The sequence below is a fragment of the Myxococcota bacterium genome (assembly GCA_041389495.1).
Lineage (GTDB): Bacteria > Myxococcota_A > UBA9160 > UBA9160 > UBA4427 > JAWKRT01.
This window is the reverse complement of record JAWKRT010000002.1, coordinates 272,335-298,253: the sequence shown is the minus strand read 5'-3', so window position 1 is coordinate 298,253 and position 25,919 is coordinate 272,335. Positions and strand designations below refer to the sequence as shown.

20 protein-coding genes are annotated in these 25,919 nt (G+C 75.2%); 6 read left to right on the top strand and 14 right to left on the bottom strand.

What is annotated here, in order from left to right; genetic code table 11:
• Positions 1 to 103: 103 nt before the first annotated feature.
• The 8 genes from R3E88_12040 to R3E88_12005 form a co-directional block, all read right to left on the bottom strand.
• The gene (locus R3E88_12040) at positions 104 to 655 is read right to left on the bottom strand and encodes a GNAT family N-acetyltransferase (protein MEZ4217202.1); all 552 of its coding nucleotides are present in this window, start codon (positions 653 to 655) and stop codon (positions 104 to 106) included.
• A complete protein-coding gene (locus R3E88_12035; protein MEZ4217201.1) occupies positions 652 to 1,533 on the bottom strand; it encodes a GDSL-type esterase/lipase family protein in 882 nt (293 codons plus the stop codon). Before R3E88_12035 ends, R3E88_12040 begins: the two co-directional genes overlap by 4 nt.
• A 54-nt stretch (positions 1,534 to 1,587) precedes the next feature.
• Positions 1,588 to 2,148 carry a DUF2059 domain-containing protein gene (locus R3E88_12030; GenBank protein MEZ4217200.1) on the bottom strand — a complete coding sequence of 187 codons (561 nt, stop codon included), beginning with the start codon at positions 2,146 to 2,148 and terminating at the stop codon, positions 1,588 to 1,590.
• Between the two features lie 27 nt (positions 2,149 to 2,175).
• Positions 2,176 to 3,078 carry an alpha/beta hydrolase gene (locus tag R3E88_12025; GenBank protein ID MEZ4217199.1) on the bottom strand — a complete coding sequence of 301 codons (903 nt, stop codon included), beginning with the start codon at positions 3,076 to 3,078 and terminating at the stop codon, positions 2,176 to 2,178.
• Positions 3,079 to 3,192: 114 nt separating this feature from the next.
• Entirely contained in the window at positions 3,193 to 3,942 is a 750-nt protein-coding gene (locus R3E88_12020; protein ID MEZ4217198.1) for a hypothetical protein, read from the bottom strand.
• Between the two features lie 40 nt (positions 3,943 to 3,982).
• Positions 3,983 to 10,912: an FG-GAP-like repeat-containing protein gene (locus R3E88_12015; protein MEZ4217197.1), complete on the bottom strand. Its 6,930-nt coding sequence runs from the start codon at positions 10,910 to 10,912 to the stop codon at positions 3,983 to 3,985.
• Between the two features lie 11 nt (positions 10,913 to 10,923).
• Positions 10,924 to 11,397, bottom strand: coding sequence for a hypothetical protein (locus tag R3E88_12010; protein MEZ4217196.1), 474 nt, complete (start codon positions 11,395 to 11,397; stop codon positions 10,924 to 10,926).
• A 267-nt stretch (positions 11,398 to 11,664) separates the two neighbouring features.
• Complete coding sequence (locus R3E88_12005; GenBank protein MEZ4217195.1) at positions 11,665 to 12,750, bottom strand: alcohol dehydrogenase catalytic domain-containing protein; 1,086 nt, start codon at positions 12,748 to 12,750, stop codon at positions 11,665 to 11,667.
• 229 nt (positions 12,751 to 12,979) lie between these two features.
• Here R3E88_12005 and R3E88_12000 point away from each other — a divergent pair, with 229 nt between their 5' ends.
• The 3 genes from R3E88_12000 to R3E88_11990 are packed head-to-tail and all read left to right on the top strand — an operon-like array spanning position 12,980 to position 15,345.
• The gene (locus R3E88_12000; protein ID MEZ4217194.1) at positions 12,980 to 14,095 is read left to right on the top strand and encodes an MBL fold metallo-hydrolase; all 1,116 of its coding nucleotides are present in this window, start codon (positions 12,980 to 12,982) and stop codon (positions 14,093 to 14,095) included.
• On the top strand, positions 14,092 to 14,604 hold the full coding sequence (locus R3E88_11995) for a DUF2255 family protein (GenBank protein ID MEZ4217193.1): 513 nt from the start codon (positions 14,092 to 14,094) through the stop codon (positions 14,602 to 14,604). Before R3E88_12000 ends, R3E88_11995 begins: the two co-directional genes overlap by 4 nt.
• A gap of 21 nt (positions 14,605 to 14,625) precedes the next feature.
• A complete protein-coding gene (locus tag R3E88_11990; protein ID MEZ4217192.1) occupies positions 14,626 to 15,345 on the top strand; it encodes a hypothetical protein in 720 nt (239 codons plus the stop codon).
• 10 nt (positions 15,346 to 15,355) lie between these two features.
• Here the strand turns inward: R3E88_11990 and R3E88_11985 are convergent, their stop codons facing one another.
• On the bottom strand, positions 15,356 to 17,227 hold the full coding sequence (locus R3E88_11985) for an ATP-binding protein (protein ID MEZ4217191.1): 1,872 nt from the start codon (positions 17,225 to 17,227) through the stop codon (positions 15,356 to 15,358).
• A gap of 191 nt (positions 17,228 to 17,418) precedes the next feature.
• On the opposite strand from R3E88_11985, the gene R3E88_11980 reads away from it, so the two are divergent.
• From R3E88_11980 to R3E88_11970, 3 genes are all read left to right on the top strand, one after another.
• The gene (locus tag R3E88_11980; GenBank protein MEZ4217190.1) at positions 17,419 to 18,084 is read left to right on the top strand and encodes a TetR/AcrR family transcriptional regulator; all 666 of its coding nucleotides are present in this window, start codon (positions 17,419 to 17,421) and stop codon (positions 18,082 to 18,084) included.
• Entirely contained in the window at positions 18,081 to 18,467 is a 387-nt protein-coding gene (locus tag R3E88_11975) for a hypothetical protein (protein MEZ4217189.1), read from the top strand. Before R3E88_11980 ends, R3E88_11975 begins: the two co-directional genes overlap by 4 nt.
• Positions 18,468 to 18,563: 96 nt before the next feature.
• Positions 18,564 to 19,337: a sterol desaturase family protein gene (locus R3E88_11970; protein ID MEZ4217188.1), complete on the top strand. Its 774-nt coding sequence runs from the start codon at positions 18,564 to 18,566 to the stop codon at positions 19,335 to 19,337.
• On the opposite strand, the gene rarD is transcribed toward R3E88_11970, so the two are convergent.
• Genes rarD through R3E88_11945 form a run of 5 tightly spaced genes read right to left on the bottom strand, consistent with a single transcriptional unit; the run spans position 19,321 to position 25,917 of the window.
• On the bottom strand, positions 19,321 to 20,259 hold the full coding sequence (gene rarD / locus R3E88_11965; GenBank protein MEZ4217187.1) for an EamA family transporter RarD: 939 nt from the start codon (positions 20,257 to 20,259) through the stop codon (positions 19,321 to 19,323). The two genes, R3E88_11970 and rarD, sit on opposite strands and share 17 nt — an antisense overlap.
• A gap of 33 nt (positions 20,260 to 20,292) precedes the next feature.
• Positions 20,293 to 20,679, bottom strand: a complete 387-nt coding sequence (locus R3E88_11960; GenBank protein ID MEZ4217186.1) for a nuclear transport factor 2 family protein — start codon at positions 20,677 to 20,679, stop codon at positions 20,293 to 20,295.
• Complete coding sequence (locus R3E88_11955) at positions 20,676 to 21,407, bottom strand: glutathione S-transferase N-terminal domain-containing protein (protein ID MEZ4217185.1); 732 nt, start codon at positions 21,405 to 21,407, stop codon at positions 20,676 to 20,678. The genes R3E88_11960 and R3E88_11955 overlap by 4 nt, the downstream gene beginning before the upstream one ends.
• Positions 21,404 to 24,697, bottom strand: a complete 3,294-nt coding sequence (locus tag R3E88_11950) for an efflux RND transporter permease subunit (protein MEZ4217184.1) — start codon at positions 24,695 to 24,697, stop codon at positions 21,404 to 21,406. The genes R3E88_11955 and R3E88_11950 overlap by 4 nt, the downstream gene beginning before the upstream one ends.
• Entirely contained in the window at positions 24,694 to 25,917 is a 1,224-nt protein-coding gene (locus tag R3E88_11945; GenBank protein MEZ4217183.1) for an efflux RND transporter periplasmic adaptor subunit, read from the bottom strand. The genes R3E88_11950 and R3E88_11945 overlap by 4 nt, the downstream gene beginning before the upstream one ends.
• Between the last annotated feature and the right edge of the window lie 2 nt (positions 25,918 to 25,919).

Sequence of the window (25,919 nt, the reverse complement as noted above, 5' to 3'; positions counted from 1 at the left end):
CGTCGAACGGCGCGCAGCGTCGCACGGAGCGCGGCCGGGCGCGGCGCGGCGCCGCGCGGCGAACAGGGATGCCGGCGCGCGCGCCGCTAGCGGCGCCCGACGCTCACCCGCCGCGCGACCGGCGGTAGAGCACGTGCGTGCGCCCCGCGTGCTCGATGTCGCGCTCGTAGTGGAAGCCGGCGGCCTCCATCACGCGCCGCGAGCCCGCGTTCGTCGGCAGCGTGAACGCGACGAGCTCGGGAAGGGCGAGCCGCTCGAACGCGACCGCCACGAGCGCACGCGCCGCCTCGGTCGCGAAGCCGCGCGCCCAGGCGTCGGGGTGCAGGGCGTAGCCGAGCTCGACGTCGCGCGGGCCGAAGCGCGAGTCGCGGCGGAGTGCTGCGTGGCCGACGTGCGCGCCCGAAGCGCGCTCGCGCCAGATCCACAGGCCGAAGCCCGCCTCGTCCCACTCGCGCAGCCAGCGCGCGAAGCGCTCCTCGAGCACGGGGCGCGGCGCGCGCCCGCCTAACGTCGCGGCCGCGAGAGCATCCTCGGCGACGCGCAGGAACTCGGGCAGGTGCGCCGGCGTCGCGCGCTCGCCGCGCAGGCGCTCCGTCTCGATCGCCTCGGGCGCGGTCTCCGGCGCCGCACCGCGATCCGCCGGAGCGTCGCTCATCCCGCTTCGCTCGCGCGCGGCGCGTCGTCGGCGCGCGGCACGTCGTCGGCGCGCGGCGCGTCGGGGTCGTCGGGGTCGTCGGGGTCGGCGGGCGCGGCGCGGTCGCGCCCGAGACCGAGATCGCGCACGAGGCGCTCGCGGATCGGCGCCGACCAGGCGCGGTAGCCCTCGCGCGAGAGCTGGCTTCGGTCCCACGAGCGCATCCCCTCGCGCAGGTGGCCGCTCGTCGCGTAGAGGTCGCGGTTCGCGTCGACGTACTCGACGCCCTCCGTCGCCTGCGCGAAGGCGCGCACGCGCGCGTTCACCTGCGACGACGGGTCGCGTCCCTGGGGATCGAGGATGGGCGGGCGGATCGAGACGAAGTAGACGGGTGCCGGCGCGACGAGCGCGCGCAGCCGCGCGAGCAGCACCTCGAGCGAGACGGCGACCTCGTCGGCGCTGCGCGGCTCGCTGCCCGCGAGGTCGAAGAGATCGTTGCCGCCGATCGACACGACGAGCGCGCGCGGCGCCGGGCGCACGAGCCGCTCCGCGTAGTGCGCGACGTCGCCCACCTTCGCGCCGCCGAACCCGCGGCACACCACGGAGAGCGGCGCGAGATCCTCCGCGGCCGTCTCCCAGAAGCGGACCGTCGACGCACCGACGACGAGCACCGCGTCGCGCGGCGGCGGGTGCGCGGCCGCCGCGCGTTCGAACGCCGCGATGTCCGCCTCCCAGACGGTCGGGTCGTCGCTGCGGAAGCGGTGCAGCTCGTCGGCGCCGCGCACCGCGAGCCAGACGACGCCGAGCACCGATGCGAAGAGCGCCGCGAACCCGATGCGCGCGCCGAGCGAGACCGCGCTCGCGCCCCTCCCCGCTCGCGTGCGCTCGCCGTCCGACATCGCCGTCGCCCTCGTCCTCGTCGCGCGCACGCGGGTGCGGGCCGGCCCGCTCGCCTAGCGCGCGACCTCGACGCCGGCGTCGCGGAGCGCGGCGACGAGGCGGTCGTTGATCTCGGCGCGCCGCGCGCCGACCCACGCCTGGCCCTCCGCGAGCGACGCGTTCATCAGCGTCGGGAGCTGCGCGACGAGCTTGCCGCCGACGGGCGAGCCGTAGAACGCGAGCAGCTCGTCGATCTCCGCGGGCGAGAACGCGCGCGCGTACACGTCGACCATCCGCGCGACGAGCTCGGGCTGGCGCTCGCCGAGCACCTCGCCGACGACCTCGCGCACGACGGCGGGCGCCGCGTCGGGCACGCGCCCCTGCGCGTCGCGGAGGCCGTCGAGGATCTGCTGCTCGACGATGCCGACGAGCTGGTCGCCGAGCGCGCCCGCCCCGCTCTGCGCGATCAGCGCGCGGATCTTCGCCGGGTCGTGCGCGGCCGCGCCGCCGCCGGCACCGTTCGCCGCGGCCTCGCCCTGCGCGCGCGCGGCGGCGGGCGCGAGCGCGAACACGAACGTGAGCGCGAGCATGAGCGCGCGCGCGCGCGCGGAGACGCGCCGAGCCGCGATCCGCACCGCGCGTCCGGAACGTGCCGCGCGCATCTAGGCGGCGTCCGGCACGTGCTCGCGCAGGAATGCGCCCGCGCGCCGCAGCGACGCGCGCCCTTCCGGGAACATCGCCGCGAGGCCGTGGAAGCCGTGGATCATCTCGGCGTTCACGTCGAGCACGACCGAGACGTTCGCGCGCCCCGCGCGCTGCGCGAGCCGCGTCGAATCGTCGGCCGTCGTGTCGACCGTGCCCACCGACAGGAACATCGGCGGAAGGCCCGAGAGGTCGGCGTGGAGCGGCGACACGAGCGGCGCGCGCACGTCGCCGTCGGGCCCCACGTAGTCGCGCCCGCGCGCGCGGATCCAGTCCCGGTTCACGAACGGGTCGACGCCCATCGGCTTCGTCGCGGCCTCGCCCTCCTGCTCGAGGTCGAACCACGGCGTGAAGCCCATGAAGCACGCGGGCAGCGGCGTGCCCGCGTCGCGCAGCGTGCAGAGCGACGCCACCGCGATGCCGCCGCCGCACGAGTCGCCCGCGAACGCGATGCGCTCGGGCGCGATGCCCTGGTCGAGCAGGCCGCGGTAGACGGCGCACGTCTCGTCGATCTGCGTGGGGAAGCGCGCCTCGGGCGCGAGCGAGTACTCGTGCACGAGGAAGCGCGCCGGGATGTGCCGCGAGAGGCCCGCGCAGTAGGGGATGTAGTGCGGGAGCTTCGTCGACACGAAGGCGCCGCCGTGCACGAGCAGCACGACGCGATCGGTGTCGCCGGCGTCGGGCGTCGTCACCCACGCGCACGGCACGCCCGCGATCGTCTCGAGCCGCTCGATGATGTCCTTCGGCTTCGCCGTCGGGTGCGTCGCCGTCATCTTCTCGCGAACGAGCATCGTCGGATCGCTCGCGACGGCGAGGCCCGGCTTGAACAGCTCGCGGACCTTCGCGTACTCCTTGCTCGCCATGGGGGCTCCTCGTCGTGCTGGGCTCGATGCGCCTCGGCCCGCGCCGCGGCGCATCGACGCCGGCCGGGGCCGAGGGAGCGCGCAGCATACACGAGCGCCGGCCCCTTCCGGCGCTCACGGTGCGCGCGCCGCGCCGGCCGCGCAGTCGACGGCGTCGAGCGCACCGCGCAGCTGCGCGAACGCCGCCGGCTCGTCGCGCTCGAACGCGCGGAGCGCGCGCGCATCGCATGCGACGCGGCGGATCACGTCCCCCGCGCGCTCGACGGCGGCGCTCGCGATGGCGCGCAGCTCCTCGCCGGACAGCGCCGCGACCTCGATCGGAATCGCGCCGAGCGCGGCTTCGACCTCCGCGCGGCTCGCGAACGTCCCGCCCGGAAGACGCCCGTCGCTCGAAGCGCGCAGCTCGCCGATTCCGACGACCCGCTCGCCGACGTGGACCGATGCGTTGCACGTCTCGTGCTCCGCGACGAAGGCGCGCGCGGCGCCGGCGTCGCGCGCCGCGGGAACCACTTCGACCACCCAGGCCTCGACGAAGGCCGGAGCCATCGGCGGCACGCGCACGGCGATCGCACGCGCCCCCTCTGCCAGGCCGATCGAGAGCTCGGGAACGCGCGAGGCGGCGACGGCCACCGCGCGCCCCGACGGTGTGCGGTAGGCGAAGGGCTGCGCGTCGCGCGGCGCGCACGCCGCGCGCTCCTCGACGCCGCGCTCGGGAACCGCCGCGAGCCGGTAGGCGAGCCGCGCGCGCGTCGCGCCGTCCTCGCTCGGCGAGCACGCGAGTGCGAGCCCGAGCGCGGCCGGTGCGAGCGCGAGTTCGAGCGCGCGGACCCGCGCCCGTCGGGTCGGCGGACGATGCATCGCCATCTCGTCTGCTCCTTCCATCGCGCGTCGGCGCGTCAGCGCGTCAGCGCGGCAGCCGGTACGGCCCGCGAACGTCGAAGGTGTCGAAGCGCGTGGCCGCGTCGCCGCTCGCGACGACGCCGGGGAAGCGCACGTCCCCCGCGGCGGCCGACGCGGGCGCCGTCACGAACACGTTGAACGCATCGACGATCGCCGTCTGCCCGGTCGCCGGAAACGTGCGGATGCGGAAGACCTCGAACGCCCAGACCTTGGGGCCACCGACCGAGCTCGCCGAGCGCTGGAGCTCGAGCCAGTGCTGGTGCTGCTCGCTGCGAAGGCGCGCGGTGAGGAACGCGCGCGCCGCATCGTCCGCATAGCGAGCGGCCGCCTCGATCGCGGCCGCGAGGCCACCGGCGCGCGGCGCGCGCGCCGGGGCCTGCATCGGAGGCGGCCCCGAGACGGGCGGCACCGTCGACCCGCTCGACGACACGTCGCCCGTGGGTCGCGCCTCGCCCGACCCGTCGTTCACCTCGATCACCTGCGGCACGTCCGGAGGGGGCGCGGCCGCGCGCGCAGCGCGTCCCGCCGCGAGCGTCGCGCCCGCGGCAGCCGCGACGACACCGAGGCTCGCGGACAGGGCGCCGATCACGTCGCCGCTTCGCGCGCTCTCCGCCGCCTCGTAGCCCGAGTATCCCGCCGCACCGAGCCCGACCAGCACCTGGACGGTGTCGGCGAGCTGCGCGATCAGGCCTCCGACGAGCGTGACGCCCGCGATCAGCGCCGCGCCGTCGGTCGCGAGCGCCTCGACCGCCGCACCGACGCTTCCCGTCTGGATGCCGACCTGCACCGCGCGCGCGACGACGAGCGCCGCGCTCACCGCGAGCAGCACCTTGCCGAGCGTCGCGACGAGCGCGCAGTCGATGCCGAGGAAGCAGCCGCCCGTCGGGTCGACACCCGCCAGCGGATCGCCCGCACCGTAGGCGTAGGGGCTCGCGAACTGACGCACCGGATCGAGCGTGAGGAACTGCGCGAGGTCGGGGTCGTAGTGACGCAGGCCGGCGTCGACGAGCCCCGAGAACATCTCGGTCTCGTGGCCGGCGAACTCCCGCTGCAAGGCTGCGGGCTGCCACACCTCGTTGCCGCTCGCGTCCCAGCGACCGCGCACGGCGCCGTACGGTCGATAGCGGACCTGGAGCACGAGCAGGCCGTCCGCATCCGTCACGGCCTGTGTCGATCCGAGATGGTCGACGTGCACGTGTCGCAGACGGTCGAGCGGGAGCGCCTCGGCGGGACGCGCGACGAGCAGCGCGATCGGCGTCGAGGCGACCGCGGCGAGCACGCAGGCGCCGACGGCGCGCGGCGCGCCGCGCCGCCCCGCGCGCGGTCGCGCGGCGCCGGCCGCGAGCAACGCGGCGACCGCCGCACCGAGCGACGCCACCCCGACTGGAGGGAGCCGGTACACGTCGCGCTGGATGCCGCCGCCCGGCGTCTCCGAGAACGCGATCGCATCGACCTCGCGCACCGCGATGCGCATCTCGCCCGCCCAGTACGACTTCACGAGCCGCCCGCCGTCGGCCTCCGCGCGGCGGTCGAAGTAGCGGTACACGTGCTTGCGATCGAAGGTCTTCGCGACGCGCACGCCCTCGTGGTCGTACGCGTGCCGGACCACGATCGCCGCGCCGCCGTTCCCCTCACCCATCGCGACCGTCACGAGGCGCCCGAGCGCGTCGTAGGCGCACAGCTGCCAGCGCCCGGCCGGCGCGAAGGGGAAGCCGTTCCAGTCGATGCGGAGACGGCGGCTCCCGTCCTCCAGGTACAGGAGCGAGCTCGCGCCCGCGCTCGTGAGCTGGTGCGGACCCGCGCCATCCTCCCCGTACGCGAACGCGTCGTCGCCGCGCGCGACGAGGTTGCCCTTCGCCCCGTAGGCGTACGCGGTGTCGTGGTCGAGCGCGGCGGTCGTCGCCGCGTCGTCCCAGTCGTAGGCGACGAGCCGCCCCACGCCGTCGTAGCCGAAGGTCGCGCTCTGCGAACGCGGCGTGCCCGCGTCGCGGTGGTCGGAGATCGCTGCGAGCTTGCCGCGCGCCCCCCATTCATAGGAGAGATCGAGGAGCGCTTCGCCGCCCGCGTCGTCGACGCGCAGGCTCGCGAGCCGATCGCCCTGCGCGGAGGGCAGGAACTCGAGTGCGTCGACCGCGCCGTTGCCGCGCACGAGCCGCACGGCGCGCCCGAGCGCATCGTGCTCGACGTCCTCGAGGTAGACGGTGCCGTCGTCGCTCGCGAGCGAGACCGGAGCGCCGGCCGCGTCGTAGCCGTGCGCGACGACCTCGCCGTCCGGATACGTCGTCGTCGCGATGCGGTCGCCCGCGTCGTAGGTGTAGGCGAGCGTCGCCGCGATGCCCGCGACGACCTTCGTCCGCACGGCGAGCCGTCCGCGCGCGTCCCAGACGAGCGTCTCGCTCCCGCTCGCGTCGACGGCGCTCGTGCGCCGCCCGACGCCGAACGGCCCCTCGTCGTACGCGAGGCTCGACTCGACGACGCCGCCCGCGCCGCAGTCGCCCTCGCTCGTCGCGACCCATTCGTCGCCGGCGTACGTACAGCGCAGGCGCCGGCGCGACTGTGCGTCGTAGGTCGCCTGCACGTGCATCGCGGGGCGCGGCGAGTCCTCGTACACGAGGTTGCCGCGGTGGTCGTAGGCGTAGCGCCAGAGACCGGAGTCGGGGTCGTCGAGCTCGACGAGGTTGCCGAGCGTGTCGTAGACGCGCGTCACGGTCGTCGACGCGTCCCCGGCGAGCGTCGTCGCGAGGACGCGCCGCGCGCCGTCGTAGCGCGTGTCGACCTCCTGCACGAGAACGCCCTGGTCGCGAAGCTCGCGGCGCACCTCGTTGCCGAAGGCATCGGCGATCGACGTCGCCTCGTTGCCGAGCGCGTCGAGCGTGCGCGTGACGCGACCTTCGTAGTGGAAGGTGGTCGCGTTGCCATCGGGCGCCGCGATGCGGAACGGTCGCGCGAGCGGGTCGAGCACCGGCGCACCGCCCGCCTGCGCGCCGCCGAGTGCGTAGTCGGTCACCGTCGGCGCGACGGGCGGCGACGCGACGCCCGGGTCGACGACGGGCCCGACGTAGGGCCCGTAGCTCGCGACGACGCGGCCCGACGCGTCGTAGACCACCTGATCGCGCACGACCGCGACGAGCGGCGCGGCCTTGCCACCGACGACCTGCTCGATCTCGCGGAAGCGCTCGCGGCCGAGCGCGTCGCGGTACGCGACCGCGCGGACGATCGCGCCCTGCCCGCCCCGCGTGCGCGTCACGACGCGCGCGTGACGTTCGGCGAAGCTCGCGCCGGCGCCCGCCACCGCGTCGACGTACTCCACCTCGAGGCCGTGCGTGAAGCTTCCGGTGCCGCACCCGCCGATGTCCTCGAGCGGCCCGGCCTGGCACACGAGCCGTCCGTGCGCGTCGTACACGCGCGCCGAGACCTGGCCGTTCGCGTCGACGGTGCGCACGGGCTCGCCGAAACGGAGGTCGGTCTCGATCTCGACCGTGTTCGCCGCGGTGCCCGCGTCGGGGAGCGTGCGCCGCGTCGCGTAAAGCCGGAAGAACGCATCGTCGTACGCGAACGTCGTGAGCTCGCCAGCACCCGATGGCGCGTTCGCGTCCCGCGTGCGCTGCGCGACGACGTTGCCGACCGCGTCGTAGCTCGTCGTCACGACCGGATCGCCGGCGCCGCCGGCGAACGAGCGATCGAGCTCGTCGCGCGTCTGCGTGAGCCACCCGCGATCGACGGCACCGCTCGGAAGCGCGTCGTAGGTGAAGTGCTTGCGCGCGAGCAGGACGGAGGCCGCGCCCGCTTCGGGCACCCAGCGCGTCTCGACCCGCGCCGGGCGGTCGCGCACGCGCCGCGGGCTCGCGCCGTCCGGCTCGGCCCACGCCGTGAGCGTCTCGACCTTTCCCTCGATCGCGTCCGCACAGCTCGCGGGCGGCCCGCTCGCGAGTGCGCAGTCGAACGAGCACGTGCGCGCGACGCGCCCGAAGTCGTCCGGCGGCTCGTTGCGGCTCGCCAGACAGCGCGGCGGGCCCGCCGCGTTCGGCAGCGCGAGGTCGCTCGTGCGCGTCTCCGCGAGGAAGACCTGCGTGCGCCGCGCATCGAGCGACGACGTGCGCGTCTGCCAGACGTTCTCGACGCGGCGCACCGGCTCGGCCGACGCGCGCGGAAACGTCTCGACGAGCTCGACGCGCCCGCGCAGCGCATCGCCCTGGTGGAAGGTGGTCTCCGTCCGGCTCGCGTCGGGCGCGAGCTCGACGACGCGACGGAAGCCGCGGAGCTCGCGGCTCGCGGCGTCGAAGGCGCCACCTTCGTAGGCGAACCTGCGCACGCGCTCGTGGCCCGCCTCGATGCACGCGTTCACAACGGGGTCGAACGCGTCGACGCCGGCGGACGGCGCGGGCCCGTCGCACAGGCCGGACGTCGAGCGGATGCCCGCGACGACCCAGCGCACGAAGGGCAGCGACGGCACGCCGGCCGCGTCGGCGTGCTCGCCGAGCGTCGTCGGCGCATAGCGGACGAACGTCTCGCCGCGCGCGCCGTCGTCCATGTGCACGAGCTGGAGCGGGCGCGCGTCGTGGGCACCGTCCACCGCGCGCGCGAGCTCGACCTGCCAGGTCTGCGCATCGGACGCGTCGACGCGGTCGAGCAGGCCGTCGCCGTCCCAGTCGAGGAGGTCGAGATGCGTGCGCGTCGCGTTCGACGTCGCCGTGCCGCGGCGCGCGTAGTTCGTGGCGGGCGCGCCGCTCGGCGCGAGCCAGGTGCGCGGGAAGACGACGTCGTCCGGCGCCCCCGCGCCGGGAACGATCTGCGGAGGCTCGAGCGTCCCGTCGCCGCGGTTGAGCGCGACGCGCCACGGATCGTTGCCGCCCACCGAGCTGAACGGCGTGGTGAGCAGGTAGTCGGGGAGCCCGTCCCCGTTCACGTCCGCGAAATCGATGCGCGTGCGGTTCAGGCTCGAGAGCCGCACGCCCTGCGTCTGCAGCACCGAGTAGACGGGCTGCGCGGCGAACCCGTGTCCGTCGCCGACCCGCACGGACAGGAAGCCGGTGAACGCGACCGCGCCCGGCGGACCCACGCAGGCCGACGTGTCGCTCGACCCGGTCGTGTGGTGGAGCTCGCAGCCCGGCGCTTCGGCGACGAAGCCCAGGATCGCGCCCGCCGCATCGACCGCGGCGAGCTCGTCGGCCGGCGACTCGACGAGATCGGGCACGCCGTCGCCGTTCATGTCGAAGACGGCGCGCTCGACGAGCGAGGCGGGGTTCGCCTCGGCGGCCGAGCGGTGCAGGTAGCCGTCGGCGACGAAGGTCGGGTCGGGCTCGGTCGCGAACCCCGCCCCGTCGTTCCAGTACACCGCCCACGGCCCGCCGCCCGCCGCGACGACGAGATCGACGCGCCCGTCCGCGTCGAGATCGATCAGGTCCTTCGCCGTGCGCGCGGGGATGGACTGCCGGAGGTGCTTCTCCGGCGCGGGCCACGCGATCGGCGCGCCGAAGCCGCACGTCGCGGGCCCCGTGCAGACGCCCGGGTACACCGCCCACGCGCCGTCGCCGCGCGCGTCCACCCAGTCGGGGAGGCCGTCGCCCGTCAGGTCGAGCGTGTCGAGCTGGAACTTCGCGACGTCGCCGTTCGTCGTGCGCTGCATCGAGTCGACCCAGGCCGGGTCGGTCGCGCTCACGTCCCACGCGATCGGCGTCGCCGCGAACCCGCCGCCCGCAAGGCCCGGGTACACGTTCCAGGCGCTCGACGAGTTCGTATCGACGAGGTCGAGACGCCCGTCGCCGTTCATGTCCATCACGCTGCGCGTGACCTTGCGGCCGTCGGCCCAGTCGCGGAAGTAGCCCTCGCCCTCGCCCGGCACATCGGGCGGCGCGAACGTCGCGAGCTCGCCGAAGCGCAGGTCGTCGGTCGCGTAGTCGAACGTGCGCGTCGGCCGGCCCTCCTGCGCGACCGACACGAGCAGGCGGTGTCCCGCCGCGGGCGACGACGCGTAGCCGAGCTCGAGCGTGCGCACGGGCGCGAAGCCGCTCGCCGCGTCCGGCCGGTACTCGACGTCGATCGCGTCGACCTCGAGCGCGAGCGTCTCGACGACACCGCGCCGCGCGCTCGTGCGCGCGCGCGGGCGGGGCGCCGTGCGGAAGGCGACGCGGAACGCGTGCTCGACGACGAGCGCGCCCGCGTCGTCGCGGCTTCCGCCGTACAGGATCTCGCTCGGATGCAGGACGTCGCCGTCCTTCGCGTAGTGCACCTCGATCGTGCTGCCGCTCGGCGCGCGCAGCTCCGTGAGCGCCCAGGTCGTCGTGAACGCGCACGCGCTCTCGTCGAGGAAGGCGTCGGCCGTCCGGAAGACGCGCGCCGAGGGCACGTCGCCGAACGTGAGCCGATTGCCCGCGAGGTCGTGCACGACCCAGCGGTTGGCGACGACGTCCGCGTACGCCTCGAGGTAGCCCTCGTCGGTCTCCGCGCGGAAGAGCCCCTCGGACTCGATCCACACGAGCTCGACGCTCGCGCCGGGCAGGCTCAGCGCGAACGCGGCCGTCGCGACGTCGCCGCGGCAACGCGGAACGCCGGCGCGCGTGCTGCGCGAGATCGATCCGAGCGGCAGCGTCCAGCCGTGGCCGAACGAGCCGCTCCCCGCATCGCTCGAGTACACGAGCGCGAGCTGTGGCGTCGCATCCGCGCGGCCGGGCGGAACGGGGATCTCGATCGACGCGCGCATCGCGCCCGTGAACAGGTTCGCGGACGCCGACTGGGCGAGCCCGCTGAACTGCGTCGAGCCCTCGCCGCCGCCTCCCCCTTCGCTCGTCTGCGTCGATGCGAGCGCGAGTGCGGGTGCGAGCGCGATCGTCACCGCGAGCGCGGCGACGGCGGCGGACGTGACGGATGCGGCGCGGACGGGCGCGCAGGCGCGAGCCGGGGCGGGCCGAGCGACGAGCGGGAGGCGAGAGCCCATGGCGACTCCGATCAGCGCGCACCGCGCGCGGCGTCGGGCGCGCGCGGGCGGCGGGCATCGGCCGCGGGGACGGCCTGGGGGGCGGGACCGGTTCGAGGAGGAGCGCCGTCGTCGCGCGCGGGCACGACGGCGCGCGCACACGACGGCGCACATGCGGACGTCACGATTCCGCCGCGCCGGAAGCGCTCGCACATCGCGAGGCACAGCTCGCGCGCGTCGCTCACCGAGAGATGGAACGCGGGGCGCTCGCGCGGCGCGGCGGCGCCGGAGGCCGCAGCGGCCTCGTCATCGGCCTCCGCGCGCGGCGCGCCGCCTTCGACTCCGAGCTCCGAGAGCAGGCGCGCGAGCGCATCGCGCACGAATGCGGCGTCGGCGCGCGCGATCGCGTCGGCGTCGGGCGCGGAGGCGCGCGCCGCGGGCAAAGGGATCGCCTCGTCCGCCCGCGACGCTGCGAGCGGCGCGAAGGCGGCGAGCAGCGCGAGCACGGCGATGCGAGCGCAGGCGCGGAGCGCCCGCTTCGCGGAGCGCGCGCGGTCGAGTGCGCGCACGCGGGCACGGAGAGTGCGCCATCTCGTCGAGGCGAGCGCGGACTGCGACACGAAGGAGACGTCCGCGGGACCGGGGCCCCCAGCGTGCACGTTCGTCGGCGGGCGCGCGACGACCGCGAGCGGCCGATCGCGTCGCGGACGTCGCGGCGCGTCGCTTCGCGATCCGCGCGCGCTTCCTCGCGGTCGCTGCGCGCCGCGCGCGACCTACGGCTCGAGCACCACCTTGATCGCCCCGCTCGCGCGGTCGGCCGCCGCGTCGAACGCCGCGACGGCCGCGTCGAGCGGGAAGCGATGCGTGATGAGCGCGCGCGCGATCTCGGGCGCGTCGGCGAGCAGGGCCGCGGCGACGTCGATGTCGCGCGCCGCGCCGCGCCGGCCGTACATGATGGCGGGCACGACGCGCACCTCCTTCATGCACAGCAGGAAGCCCGGCAGCTCGAGCCCTTCCCAGTAGGAGGCGAGGAGCAGCAGCGTCGCGCCCGGGCGCGCGAGCGCGACGGCGTGCGCGAGCGCGCTCGCGGTGCCGGCCGCATCGACGACGAGGTCGTAGCCGCCCTGTTCACCGGGCGCGCCCGGCGCGCCCGCGTCGGCGGGGGCGCGCGCGTCGGCGGTGAGCGCGGTGGCGCCGAGGCGCTCGCCCGCCTCGCGCTGGCGGTCGTGGCGCGCGACGAGGTCGACCTTCGCGCCCGCGGCGTGCGCGACGGCGACGGCCGCGAGGCCGATGCTGCCGCCGCCGACGACGGCGACGCGCATTCCACCGCGCAGCCCGGCCTGCGCGAAGCCGTGCACGGCGACGGCGAGGGGCTCGACGAGGCACGCGTCGCGCGGTGCGACGCCGGCGGGCAGGCGCACGAGGCAGCGCGCGGGCACGACGACGCGCTCGGCCATGCCGCCGTCGAGCCCGGTTCCCATCACCATGGCCGGGCCGCGCACGCAGCGCTGGTAGTCGCCGCCGCGGCACGGCGCGCACGCGCCGCACGGCTGCACGGGCTCGATGGCGACGGGTGTCCCGTCCTCGGCCGTGCCCGCGATCTCGTGGCCGAGCGTGACGCCGATGGCGAAGACGTCGGAGCGCACGAGGTGGAGGTCGGAGCCGCAGATGCCGGCCGACGCGATGCGCACCGCGACGCCCGGGCCGGCGGGCGCCGCGACGTCCACGACCTCGACCCGCCCTTCGCGACAGCGCACCGCGCGCACGCGCACCTCCCCGCTCTCCGAGCGTCGATCGGCGATCGCCCCGCGCCGGTCGGCGATCGGCGCGCCGCACGCGCCGGCGCCGTCTTCTATCACCCTGCGCGACCCGCCGGCAAACGCGAGCGCGTCGCGTGCGCGAGCGCGACCCGGGCCGCGGAGCGCTCCGCACGCGGCGGCTGCGCGCACTGCCGTCGCGCGCACCGACGTCGCCGCCGCGCGGCGACGCCGGCGTCGATTGACGCGCTCGCGGCTGCGAGCTTTGCTCGCGCGCATGCGCACGCGCGACGCGACGACCCGCGCCGGCCGCGGCGCGGGTTCGCGCGGCGTGCCCGCAGTGCGCGGCGCGGCGCTCGCGCTCGCCGCGCTCCTGCTCGCCCCGCTCGCGCTCGCCTCCGACGGCGGCCCGGTCGCGCTCGCTCCCGACGGCGCACCCGCCGAGGCCGCTCCGCTCTACGCCGCGCACGCGGATGCCGACGGCCGCTTCTTCACGCCGTGGGCGCGCGCCGACCGCTCCTTCCTGAAGTTCGTGCGCTGGCGGCTCTCGCGGAACCCCTACGCCGACGTCGACGCGCCGCCGCCGCGCGTCGTGCCGAACGACGGCGCCTACCTGCGGAGCGCGCGCGCGGGCGACGCGCCGTCGCTCACGTGGGTGGGCCACGCGACCTACGTCGTCGCCGACGGCGCCGACGTGTTCCTGACCGACCCGCACTTCGGCGAGCGCGCGCTGCTGCCCCGCCGCCTCGTGCCGCCCGGCCTCCCCGTCGACGCCATCCCGCCCGACGCGTTCGCCGTCGTCTCGCACAACCACTACGACCACCTCGACGACGACACGGTGCGCGCACTGCCGGCGAGCGTCGGCTGGTACGTGCCGCTCGGGCTCGCCGACTGGTTCCGCGAGCGCGGGCGCGACGACGTGACCGAGCTCGACTGGTGGCAGACGGCGCACCGCGGGCGCTTCGCGATCACGTGCCTGCCGTCGCAGCACTGGTCGCTGCGGCTCGGGCAGCCGGCGGGCTCGACGCTGTGGTGCGCGTGGCTCGTCGATTCGGGCGAGCGCCGCTACTTCTTCGCCGGCGACACGGGCTACTTCGCGGGGTTCGCCGAGTTCGGACGGCGCTTCCCCGGCATCGACGCCGCGCTGCTCCCGGCCGGCGCCTACGCGCCGCGGTGGTTCATGGCCTATCAACACATGGATCCGCAGCAGTCCGTGCGCGCCTTCGCCGACCTCGGCGCGCGCCATCTCTTCGCGATGCACTTCGGCACCTTCGATCTCACCGACGAGCCGCCGGGCCAGGGGCCCGTCGAGCTGCGCGCGGCCGCGCGCGAGGCCGGCATCGATGCGGCGCGCGTGCACGTTCCCGCGGTCGGCGAGCGCATCGCGCTCCCGCCCGCACTCGACGCCGGCGCGCCGCGCGCGCCCGCTCCGGAGGACGCCCCGTGACCCGCACCCGCCCGCTCGCCGCTCCGCTCGCGATCGCCGCGCTGCTCGCGCCCGTGCTCGCGCCGTCCGCGCGCGCGAGCGAGCCCGGCGCGGAGGCGTCCGGCTCCGCCGAGCCGGGCTTCCCCGAGACCGGCTTCGTGCAGCCGGGCTTCCCAGACTGGGAGGCGCTCGCCGACGTCGACGTGATCGACGTCCTGACGCTCGACGACGACGGCGACGTGCGCGACACGCCCGTGTGGTTCGTGCTCGTCGACGGCGCGCCCTACCTGCGCACGCGCGCATCGCGCTGGCTCGCCAACATCGAGCGCGGGAGCCGCGTCATCGTGCGCATCGAAGGGCTCGAGTACGAGGTGGCCGCGCGCGTCGAGCGCGGCGACGCGATCGTCGCCGCCGTCGACGCCGCTTCGGCCGCGAAGTACGGCTGGCAGGAGACGCTGCTGCGCGCGGGCCGCGCGCTGCGCATCGGCGGCGAGCCCGCCGACATCCTGCGCCTCGTCCCGAAGCGCTGAGCGGGCTGCTAGCGTCCGCGCGTGCGGGCGAGCCGGACGGCGCGAAGACGGGATCGGGCACGCGACGCGCGCAGCGCGCGCGGCCCCGTCGGAGCGCGTTGCGCGCGGCGAGCGGCCTGCGCACTCGCGGCGCTCGTCGCCGCCGCGCCGCTCGCGTTCGCACCGGCGCCGGCCACGGCCGCCTTCGAGGAAGGCGCGACGCGCGAGAGCCTGCAGCGCGAGCTCGGCGCACCTCCGGATGCGTGCGCGTCGAGCGGCCTCGCGCTCGACGTCTGCAGCTGGCGCGTCGCGCGCGGCGAGCCGGGCTTCGCGCCGCTCGCCGCCGGGCGCGACGACGCGCCGTACGTCCAGCTCGTGTGCTCGTTCCCGCGCGCGCGGGCCGGCGCACCGCCCGCGGTCGGCACGCGCTGCACGGTGCACGCGGCGCCGACCGCGTTCGAGCGCCGCGAGGCGGTGCGCACGGGCGCGGCCCGCGCGCGTCGCGCGCAGGGCGCCGCCGCGTTCGCCGCGGCGCGCACGCTCGCCGACCTCTCCCACCTGCTCGGCGCCGCGCCGCGCGCGTGCGTCGAGCGCGAGCGCACGGAGTGGGTGTGCCTGTGGCGGGTGGCCGAGGCCGACGCGGGCCACGCCGTCGCCGCCTCGCTCGCCGAGACGCTCGGCGACGTCGAGCTCGTCTGCCGGCTGCCGATCGACGGCGGCCCGCGCGACGACGACGCCTGCCGCGCCCGCCCGGCCCGCTGACGGCGCGCGCCTAGCGTTCCGCGCGCGCCTGTCGCAGCGGGAGCTGCACCTCGAAGCGGGCGCCCTTGCCGGGCAGCGAGTCGACGGCGATCTCGCCGCCGTGCGCGCGCACGATCTCGTAGGAGATGAAGAGGCCGAGGCCCGTGCCCTCGCCCGCGGGCTTCGTCGTGAAGAACGGGTCGAAGAGGCGGCCGAGCGCGCCCTCCTCGATGCCGCAGCCGTCGTCCTCGAACGCGACGACGAGCCGCGAGCCGGCGACGCGCGTCGTGATCGCGAGCCGGCCGTGCGCGCCCATGGCCTGGAAGGCGTTCACGATCAGGTTCAGGAAGACCTGCCGGAGCTGGCCGGGCAGGCACTCGAGCGGCGCCACCGAGCCGTAGCCGCGCTCGACCTCGACGCCGCTCGGCTGCTGCGGCGTCGCGACGCGCAGCGCGCTCTCGACGAGCTCGTTCGGGTCGGCGAGCTCGAAGCGCGCCTCGCCGCCGCCCGAGAACTCGCGCACGTCGCGCACGATCGCGACGGTGCGGTTCACGCCCTCGAGCGCGTCGTCGATCAGCTCCTCGCAGTCGGCGAGGCGCTCGCGCGTCGCGGCCGGCCAGCCCTGCTCGGCCGCGTCCTTGCCGAGCGCGGCCCACTCCTCGCGCAGCAGCCCGAGGTTCGAGCGCACGTAGGCCATCGGGTTGTTGATCTCGTGCGCGATGCCGGCGGCGAGCTGGCCCACCGACTCGAGCTTCTGCGACTGGCGGAGCTTCTCCTGCAGGCGGAGGCGCTCGGCGACGCGCCCGATCTGGCGGCCGACGTCGGCGAGCACGCGGATGCGCCGCTCGTCGACGGCGTCGTCGTCGGGGCCGAAGAACTCGAGCACGGCGATCACGCCTTCGTGCGAGCAGATGGGGAGCCCGACCGCACAGCCGAGGCCGAGCTCGGTCGCGCAGCGCGCGCGCGGCGACGGGTCGGCGGCGAGCTCGGCCGCGCCGGCCCAGCGCGGCGCCCCGCTCGCGACGATCGAGCGGATCGCGTCGTGCGCGTCGTCGCGGGCGATGCGCATCGCGAACGAGAGATCCTGCAGGCGCGCGTAGCGGTCGGGCTCGTCCGTGATCCAGATCGACGCCGAGACGAAGTCGCCCGAGTCGTCGGGAGCGGGGAGCCAGACGTGCGCGATGCGCCAGCCCGTCGTGCGCATGACGCGCTCGCTGCAGCTCGTGAGCGCGGCCGCGAACGTGCTCGCCTCGTTCGCGGCCGCAGCGCCGTGCTCGAGCAGCTGCACGCACATCGCCTCGCGCCGGAGGTCGCGGTTCGCGGCGACGAGCTCGCGCTCGACGCTGCGCTGCGCGTACACGAGCGACGACGTCAGCAGCGTGAGCGTCGCGATCAGGCTCAGGCGCGTGACGACGCCGTGGCTCGGGAGGAGGTCCGGGTCGACGAGCGTGGGAAGCGGGACGCCGCGCACATCGAGCCACCAGAAGACGAGCGTCGCGACGACCGCGACGCCTCCCCACACGAGTCCGCTGCGAAGCCCGCTCAGGCTGATCGCCGCGACGGGCAGCACGAAGAACCAGGCGAACGAGGGGTCGCCGAAGCCGCCCGTCGTGCAGGCGACGTAGGTGAAGAGCGCGAACAGGATGCCGAGCGAGATCTGTCCGGCCGCGCCGACGCGCGCTTCGGGCGCGCGCTCGAACCACGCGAGCGTCGCCGCGCCGGCGAGCATCGCGCCGCCGATCGCGAACGCGGCGGGGGTCACGTCGATCACCCAGCTGCGGACGGCGAGCGGGAGGCCGACGGCGAGGAGCGCCCAGGTCGCGATGCGCGTGGCGCGGACCCGCTGGCGCGTCGTGAAGGACGCGGCGGGCTCGCTCCCCGACGTGTGCTCGGCCTGCGGCATGCGCGCCTCTTCGGCTCCGCGCGCGCGTGCGCTGAGGCTCGCGCACCCGGGCGACGCGCGGCGACGCGCCGCCGCGCGATGGGCGCCGGCCCGCGCGCGATGGGCCCGCGCGCGATGGGCGCGACGGCCGGCACCGCGAACCCGAACGATCGATCGTATAAAAGTGAACGCTCGTGCTAGTCTGCGCGGCCATGGAACGCGGCAAGGGCGCCCGGACTCGATCGCAAGTCCTCGACATCGCAGCAGAAATCGCCACAGAGCAGGGTCTCGGCCCGCTCTCGCTCGGCCGCCTCGCCGCCGGCGCCGGCCTGAGCAAGAGCGGCGTCTTCGCGCACTTCGGCTCGAAGGAGGAGCTGCAGCTCGCGACGGTGCGCGCCGCGGCGCGGGAGTTCGAGGAGCGCGTGGTCGCGGCGACCGAGGAGGCCGAGCCCGGGCTCGCGCGCCTGCGCGCGCTCGTCGAGGCCTGGATCGACCACGTCGAGCGCGCGCCCCGGCGCGGCGGCTGCTTCTTCTTCGCCACCTCCGCGGAGTACGCCGGACGGACGGGCCGGGTTCGCGACGCGCTCGCCCTGGCCACGGGCGCCTGGCTCCGCCTGCTCGAGCGCGAGGCGCGCACGGCCGTGCGCACGGGCGAGCTCGACGCGCGCCCCGAGCTGCTCGCGTTCCGCCTCCACGCCTACGTGCAGGAGGCGAACTGGCAGCGCCAGCTCCTCGGCGCCCCCGACGCCTTCGACCGCGCGCGCGACGCCGTGCGCGCGGCGCTCGCCGAGGCCGGCGCCCCGCCCCCTCGCTCCGCGCGCCCACGAAGGCGGTCCGCCGCGCGCTCCGCCGCCACTCGCTCCGGGAGGACGTCATGACCGAGGATCGCTTCCGCACGCTGCGCACGGCGCTGCGCGCCAACGCCGCCTTCTCGGGCGGCTCGGGCCTCGCGCTGCTCGCGGGCGACGGCTTCTTCGCGGCCTTGCTAGGCGCCTTCCAGCACGTGGGCGAGGTGCAGCTCGTCGGCGCGGGGCTCGTCGCGTTCGCCGCGGTGCTCGTCGCACTCGCGCGGCGCGCGGCGATACCGGCGGCCGCGGCGCGGGCCGTCGTGGTGGCCGACGCGGTCTGGGTGGTCGGAAGCGCCGTCGCGCTCCTCGCCGCCCCGCTCCCGACGCTCGGCGCCGCCGCGGTCGCGCTCGTCGCGCTCGTCGTCGCGGGGCTCGCCGTCTGGCAGGCGGCGGGCCTCCGCCGCGCCGCCTAGCAAGCGACCGCCCGCGGGAGGCGCTGCCGCAACCATCGGATGCGCGGGGCGGCACGGCGGCGTCCGATAGGGTCCCGTCGCCCGGGAGGCCCGCCCATGTCGGAGTTCGTCGACGCGCTCTCGTTCGCCGAGCTGCTCGGGTTCGTCGCGCTCGTGCTCGGGGGGCTCGTCGCGGTCTCGCTCGCGTTCGGCTTCGCCGCCGAGCGCGTGCTCGGCCCGCGGCGCCGCATCTTCGACGTCCCGCTGCGCGAAGGGCAGCTCTTCCGCGAGGCGGTCGGAAACGCGCGCTTCGTCGCGCTCGCCGTGCCCGCGTTCGCGGCGATGCTGCACTTCGCCCCGCACGCGCCGAGCGACGCGCCGCGCTTCGCGCTCACGTTCTTCGTCTGCTGGCTCGCGTTCGAGGTGCTCTACTGGATGCTGCACCGCGCGATGCACACGCGCGCGGGCTATCGCTTCCACCGCTACCACCACGACTCGCGCGTCACGACGCCGCTCACGGGCTACTCGATGAGCACGGTCGAGGCGCTCGGCTGGCTGGTCGCGCTCGTCGGGCCGCCGCTCCTGCTCTCGTTCGTCGTGCCGCTCTCGATCGAGGGCTGGCTCGCCTACCTCGCCTATCACGTCTCGGGCAACGTCGTCGGCCACTCGAACGCCGAGGTGCTCGGCGCGCCGGTCGCGCGACGGCCGCTCTCGTGGATCGCGCACCCGATCACGTACCACGCGCTCCACCACGCGCGCTTCGACAACCACTACGGCTTCGGCTCGACGTTCATGGATCGCTCGCTGCGCACGGAGTGGAGCGACTGGCCGGCGCTCCACGCGCGCGTGCTCGACGGCCGCGCGATGACGAAGCTCAGCGAACGCGGGTAGCGGCGAGCGCGCGCCCGCGCGCGCGCGACGCGGCGATCGAGTCGACCGTGAAGATCGCGAGCGCCACCCACACGCACCCGAACGTCACCGCCTGCGCGCCGCCGAACGGCTCGCCGTAGACCCCGACCGCGAGCGCGAGCGTCATGCTCGGCGCGATGTACTGCAGGATGCCCACCATCACGAGCGGGAGGCGCCGCGCGGCGGCGTTGAAGCACAGGAGCGGCGCCGCGGTGACGAGCCCGGACGCCGCGACGACGGCGTCGCGCGCGGGCGAAGGCGCGCCCCACGCGGCGAAGGGAAGCCGCGCCTCGCCGCCGTGCGCGAGCCACGCGACGAGCGCCGCCGCGGGCGCGGCCATCACCGCCATCTCGACGCCGAAGCCCACGATCGGCTCGACGGGCGCGAGCTTCCGGACGAGGCCGTAGAGCCCGAACGTGCCCGCCAGGAACACCGAGATCCACGGCAGCTCGCCGACGGCGACGACATAGCCGGCGACGCCCGCCGCGGCGATCGCGACCGCGATCCACTGCACGCGGCGCAGCCGCTCGCCGAGCACGGCGAGCCCGAGCACGACGCTGAGGAGCGGGTTCAGGTAGTAGCCGAGGCTCGTCGCGAGCACCTGTCCCGTCGCGACCGCGTGGATGAACACGAGCCAGTTCGAGGCGAGCAGCGCGGCCGCGAGCGCGACGGGCAGCGCGTGTCGCGGCGACGCCATGACGCGCCGCCACGCCCCGAGCGAGCGCGTGGCGACGAGCAGCACGGCCGCGACGACGAGCGACCAGAGGATGCGGTGCGCGAGCAGCTCGACCGGCGAGACGTCCGCGAGCAGCTTCCAGTAGGCCGGTGCGAGGCCCCACAGCCCGTAGGCCGCGACACCGAACGCGAAGCCCGACGATTCGTTCGTGCGCGCGCTCGCTTCCACGGGGTGGCGAGGCTCGCGCTCGCGGTGGCGGCGTCAGTGCGAGACGCCGAGCTTCGCGAGGCGCGAGCCGACCTCCTGCATCAGCGCGTCGCTCGCGGAGCGCGGCCGCACCATGACGGTGAACTCGTCGATCCGGCCGTCCGCCCCGGCGCGGAAGTAGTCGAGGCCCTGCACGTCGCGGCCGGCGACCCGCGTGCGGAAGATCAGCGCATGCGTCCCGTCGCCCTCGAGCTCGTCGACGTAGTGGAAGTCTTCGAACACCTCGAGGAGGATGCGGAAGAGCACGCGGATCGCGTCCTTGCCCTCGAAGGGCGCGAACACGACCGGGCTGAACAGCCGCGCGTCGTCCGCGAACGTCTCCATGATGGCGTCGAGGTCGAAGCGCTCGACCGCGGCGCGGAACTCCTTCGCGACCTTCATCCCCCGCTCTCCTCCTGCGCGCCGGTCGCCGCGGCGGCCGCGTCGTAGCGGCGGCCGAACAGGTGCCGCTTCGCCTCGTCGTCGATCGGCTGCCCGCCGCGCAGCGCATCGAGGCCGACACCCGTACCGCGCTTCACGGCGTCGCGCTCGCCGACCTCGGCGAACCAGCGCGCGAGGTGCGGGTAGGCCTGCGGATCCATGCCGTGGTGGCCGTGGAGCGCGATCCACGGCCAGCACGCGATGTCGGCGATCGAGTACTCGTCGGCGACGAACGCGCGCCCTTCGAGGCGCGCGTCGAGCACGCCGTAGAGCCGCCGCACCTCGTTGCCGTAGCGCTCGATCGCGTAGGGCACGGGCTCCGGTGCGTAGTTGCGGAAGTGCCCGGCCTGCCCGCACATCGGGCCGAGCCCGGCCATCTGCCAGAAGAGCCACTCGAGCGCCGCGACGCGCCTTCGCGGATCGGCGGGCAGGAGGCGTCCAGTCTTCTCGGCCAGGTACAGCAGGATGGCGCCCGACTCGAACACGGACACCGGCTCTCCGCCTCCGGCCGGCGCGCGATCGACGATCGCCGGAATGCGGTTGTTGGGCGAGATGCGCAGGAACCCGGGCGCGAACTGGGCGCCGCGCGCGATGTCGACGACGCGCGTCTCGTAGGGGAGTCCGAGCTCCTCGAGCGCGATGCTCACCTTCCAGCCGTTCGGCGTCGGGAACGTGTGGAGCTCGATCACTGGGCGGCCTCCCGTCGATCCTCGGACTCGCTGCGCCGGCCCGCCTCGCGCCGCTCGCCGCGGACGAGCGCGAGCCGCGCGGCGGCCGCGCCGCCGCGCAGCCCGGCCGCCCCCTCGCGGAGGTCCTCGAACACGAGGTAGAGGCTCGGCACGAGCACGAGCGAGATGGCGCTGCCGAACAGCACGCCGAAGCCGAGCGACACCGCCATGGGAATCAGGAACTGCGCCGACACGCTCGTCTCGCGCATCATCGGCGCGAGGCCGGCGAACGTCGTGAGCGACGTCAGCACGATCGGGCGGAAGCGCGCGACGCCCGCTTCGTGCACGGCGTCGACGAGCGACGCCCCCGCCGCGCGGCACTCGTTCACGTAGTGCACGAGCACGAGGCTCGAGTTCACGACCACGCCCGTCAGCGCGACGACGCCGAAGATGCTCATCATGCTGTAGTTGAAGGTCCAGTCCGTGAAGATCTCGCGCACGGCGTACATGAACCAGTGCCCGACGATCGCGCCGACGAGGCCGAACGGGATGACCGCCATGATGATCACGGGCTGCAGGTAGGAGCGCAGCGGGATCGCGAGCAGCGCGTAGATCAGCGCGAGCGCGATCACGTAGTCCGACCTGAGGCTGCCGAGCGACTGCGACTGCTCGGCCTGCGCGCCCTCGAGCGAGTAGGAGAGCCCCGGGTAGTCGGCGAGCAGGCCCGGGAGGAAGTCGCGCCCGAGCTGCGCGAGCACCTCGTCGGCGCTGACCTGCTTCTCGTCGACGTCCGCCGTCACGTCGATCACGCGGCGGCGGTCGCTGCGCTTGATCGTCGAGTAGCCGCGGCCGAGCTTCGCCTCGGCGACCGTGTAGAACGGAACCTCGCCGCCGTCGGGCGTGCGGATGCGCAGGTCGTCGAGCTGCGCGAGCGAACGCCGCGCGTCCTCCGGATAGCGGACCATCACGCGCACGTCGTCGCGCCCGCGTTGGATGCGCTGCGCCTCCTCGCCGTAGAACGCCTGTCGCACCTGGCGCGCGAGGTCGTCGAGCGTGAGCCCGAGCGTCTGCGCGGCCGGCAGGATGGCGAGCTCGAGCTCGAGCTTGCCCTCGCTGAACGAGTCGTTGACGTCCGTGACGCCGCCGTAGGTCGCGAGCTCCGCCTTGAGCCGGTCGGCCGCCTCGCGCAGGTGGTCGACGTTCGCGGATGCGAACTGCACGTCGATCGGGTCGCCGAGCGAGAAGAGCGCATAGCGGAACGTGAGCGTCTCGGCGCCCGGGATCGGCGGCGACTGCGCCTTCCAGCGCAGCGTCAGGTCCTTCGCGCTCACCGGCCGGACGTCGCCGCTCGCGACCTTGACGACCACCTCGGCGAGGTGGCTGCCCGAGCTCGTGCTCACGTCGAAGGCCGAGCCCGACGTGTTCATCGGCTGCTCGCCGATCGACACCATGACGTGCTGCACGATCGGCTCGCCGTCCGCGTCGACGCCCTCGGCCTCGAGCGCATCGCGCATCCGATAGGCCGCGGCCTCGAGCTCCGCCGCCGCCTTCGCCGTCTGCTCGACGGGCGTGCCGAGCGGCATCGCGAGGTGCGCCATGATGTAGTCGCTCTCGATCGGCGGGAAGAACGAGAAGCGCAGCTTGTGCGATCCGAAGCCGAACACGATCGACGCGATCGAGAGCGCGAGGATCACGACGCCCGCCGTGACGACGACGTAGCGCCACTCGAGCCAGCGTTCGAGGCGCGGCCGGTAGACGTCGCGCGCGAGCCACTCGAGGCCGGCGCTGGCGCGCGCCTGCAGCGCGCGCCAGCGCGCGCGCACCGAGCCGGGCGCCGCCGGCCGCTCGTCCGACTCGCGCTTCATGTGCCCGAGGTGCGCGGGCAGCACGAGCTGCGACTCGACGAGCGAGAACACGAGGCACAGGATCACGGTGATCGCGATCGCGCCGAAGATCTGCCCCATCTCGCCGGGCGCGAGGACCATCGGCAGGAAGGCCGCGATCGTCGTCATCACGCCGAAGATCACCGGGACCGAGACCTCCTGCGTCCCCGCGATCGCGGAGTCGAGCATGTCCTCGCCGGCGGTCTGGTGGCGGTGCACGTTCTCGCCCACGACGATCGCGTCGTCGACCAGCATGCCGAGCACCATGATGAACCCGAAGAGCGAGATGACGTCGATCGAGATGCCGAGGCCCGGGAACAGGTAGAGCGCACCCAGCATCGAGATCGGGACGCCGAGGCTCACCCAGAGCGCGAGCCGCAGCCGCAGGAAGAGCGCGAGCACGACGAACACGAGCACGAAGCCGCTCGCACCGTTGCGGAACATGATGTCGAGGCGGTCGCGCAGCGTCTGCGCGTCGTCCCGCCAGACCGCCACGTCGATGCCCGACGGCAGCATCGCGCGCGCGACGTAGGCCTTCGTCTCGCGCGTCACGTCGAGCACGTTCTGGTCGCCCACGCGGTCGACCTTCACGACGACGGCGCGCTTCCCGTCGAACGTCGCGTAGCGGTCGTCCTCGTCGAAGCCGTCGACGACGTGCGCGACGTCGCCGAGCAGGAGACGCGTGCCGTCGGGGTTCGTGCGGACGACGACGCGCTCGAATTCGGGGCCGACGTACGCCTGGCCCTTCGTGCGCAGCAGCACTTCGCCGGACGCCGTCTTGACCGAGCCGCCGGGCCGGTCGAGCGAGCCGCGCCGCACGGCGCGCACGACCTCGTCGAACGAGAGCCCGAAGCGCCGCAGCGCCGACTCGGCGACCTCGATCGAGATCTCGTAGTCGCGCGCGCCGCTGAGCTCGGCCTGCGTGACGTCGGGAAGCCCGGTGACGCCGTCGCGCAGCCGCTCGCCGAGCACCTTGAGCGAGCGCTCGTCCGCCTCGCCCGAGAGCGCGATCTGCATCGCCGTGCGGCGCGGCGAGACGTAGCTGATGAGCGGCTTCTCCGTCTCCTCGGGGAAGGTCGAGATGCCGTCGACCGCGTTCTTCACCTCCGACAGCGCGCGATCGATCGGGTAGCCCTGCATCACCTCGATCGTCACGCCGCACGCGCCCTCGGCCGAGCTCGACGTGACCTTCTCGATGCCCGTGATGCCCTGGATCTCCTCCTCGATCCGGATGCAGACGCCCTCCTCGACCTCCTCCGGCGCGGCGCCGAGATAGACGACGCCGACCGTGATGATCGGAACGTCGACGTCGGGGAACGTCTTCACCTGCACGCGCAGGAACGCGGTGGCACCGCCCATGACGAGCAGCGCCATGAGCAGGTTGGCGGCGACGTGATTGCGCGCGAACCACGCGACGATGCGCGTCACGCGGCGCCCCCGTCGGCCGCGGCCGCGACGGGCGCCTCGCCCTGGACGCGCACGGCCATGCCGTCGACGGCCGCCGCGAGCGGCGACGTGCACACGCGATCGCCCGGCGCGAGCCCGCCGCCGACGACCACCTGCTCGCCCTCGATGCGCAGCACGTCGACGTCGCGGATGCGGAGCGCGCCGTCGCCGTCGACCACGTACATGCGCGACTCGCCGCGCAGCGCCGTGCGCGGCAGCACGAAGACGTCGCGCACCTCGCGGCCGAGGATCTCCGCGTCGACGAAGAGGCCCACCGAGAGCGGCGTCGCGTCGGCGTCTCCGCGCGCGATGCCGTACGGGTCGGCCACGCGCGCGACGACGTGCACCATGCGACTCCGCGGGTCGAGCTCGCCCTCGGTCCGCACGACCTCGCCTTCCCACGAGCGCATCGCACCCGCGAACTCCGCGTGCAGCCGCACGACGGGGCGCGCGGGCGCGGACGGCCCGCCCCCGTGTGCCTCGCTGCCGGGGTCGGTGCCGTCGAGCTCCGGCGTCGAGCGCGGCGCGAGCGGCAGGTCGACGTAGGCGAGCTCGCGATCGGGAAGCGGCAGCCGCACCTCCGCCCAGTCGACGGCGTAGAGCTTCGCGATCGGCGCTCCGCGCTGGACGAACTGGCCGACGTCGACGCTCTCGCTGCGCACGCGCCCGGTGTACGGCGCGCGCAGATCCGTGCGTTCGAGGTCGCGCTCGGCGCGCGCGAGGCGCGCGCGCGCCTCGCGCAGCGACGCGTCGGCCACGCGGTACGCGTTCTCGGCGTCGTCGATGCGCGCCTGGCTCGCCACCGAGCGGTCGGCCAGGCTGCGCTGGCGATCGCGCTCCTTGCTCGCGCGCCCGAACTCGCTCGACGCGCGCTCGACGGCGGCGCGCGCACTCTCGAGCTCGGCCTCGTAGTCGGCGCGCTCGATGCGCGCGAGCACGTCGCCCTTCGAGAAGAACCCGCCCGCGGCGAGCGCGGGCGACACCGCGACGACCTCGCCCGACACCTGGGGAACGAGGTCGCTCTCGGTGCGCGGCGAGACGGTGCCGTGCGCGTTCACGACGTAGCGGTGCGCGACCGGTCGCGCGACCTCGACGCGCACGAGCGGCGCGGCCTCGGGCCGCTCGGCCTCGGGCGGCGCCCCGCTGCACGCCCAGAGCAGGAGGATGGAGAGGACGAGGCCCCCCAGGAGGGCGAGCGACAACG

What these genes read in the sequence shown, in the direction of transcription:
- R3E88_12040 (MEZ4217202.1), bottom strand. Translation starts at nt 655, where the DNA reads ATGAGCGACGCTCCGGCGGATCGCGGTGCGGCGCCGGAGACCGCGCCC.
- R3E88_12035 (MEZ4217201.1), bottom strand. Translation starts at nt 1,533, where the DNA reads ATGTCGGACGGCGAGCGCACGCGAGCGGGGAGGGGCGCGAGCGCGGTC.
- R3E88_12025 (MEZ4217199.1), bottom strand. Translation starts at nt 3,078, where the DNA reads ATGGCGAGCAAGGAGTACGCGAAGGTCCGCGAGCTGTTCAAGCCGGGC.
- R3E88_12020 (MEZ4217198.1), bottom strand. Translation starts at nt 3,942, where the DNA reads ATGGCGATGCATCGTCCGCCGACCCGACGGGCGCGGGTCCGCGCGCTC.
- R3E88_12015 (MEZ4217197.1), bottom strand. Translation starts at nt 10,912, where the DNA reads ATGGGCTCTCGCCTCCCGCTCGTCGCTCGGCCCGCCCCGGCTCGCGCC.
- R3E88_11985 (MEZ4217191.1), bottom strand. Translation starts at nt 17,227, where the DNA reads ATGCCGCAGGCCGAGCACACGTCGGGGAGCGAGCCCGCCGCGTCCTTC.
- R3E88_11980 (MEZ4217190.1), top strand. Translation starts at nt 17,419, where the DNA reads ATGGAACGCGGCAAGGGCGCCCGGACTCGATCGCAAGTCCTCGACATC.
- R3E88_11975 (MEZ4217189.1), top strand. Translation starts at nt 18,081, where the DNA reads ATGACCGAGGATCGCTTCCGCACGCTGCGCACGGCGCTGCGCGCCAAC.
- R3E88_11970 (MEZ4217188.1), top strand. Translation starts at nt 18,564, where the DNA reads ATGTCGGAGTTCGTCGACGCGCTCTCGTTCGCCGAGCTGCTCGGGTTC.
- R3E88_11960 (MEZ4217186.1), bottom strand. Translation starts at nt 20,679, where the DNA reads ATGAAGGTCGCGAAGGAGTTCCGCGCCGCGGTCGAGCGCTTCGACCTC.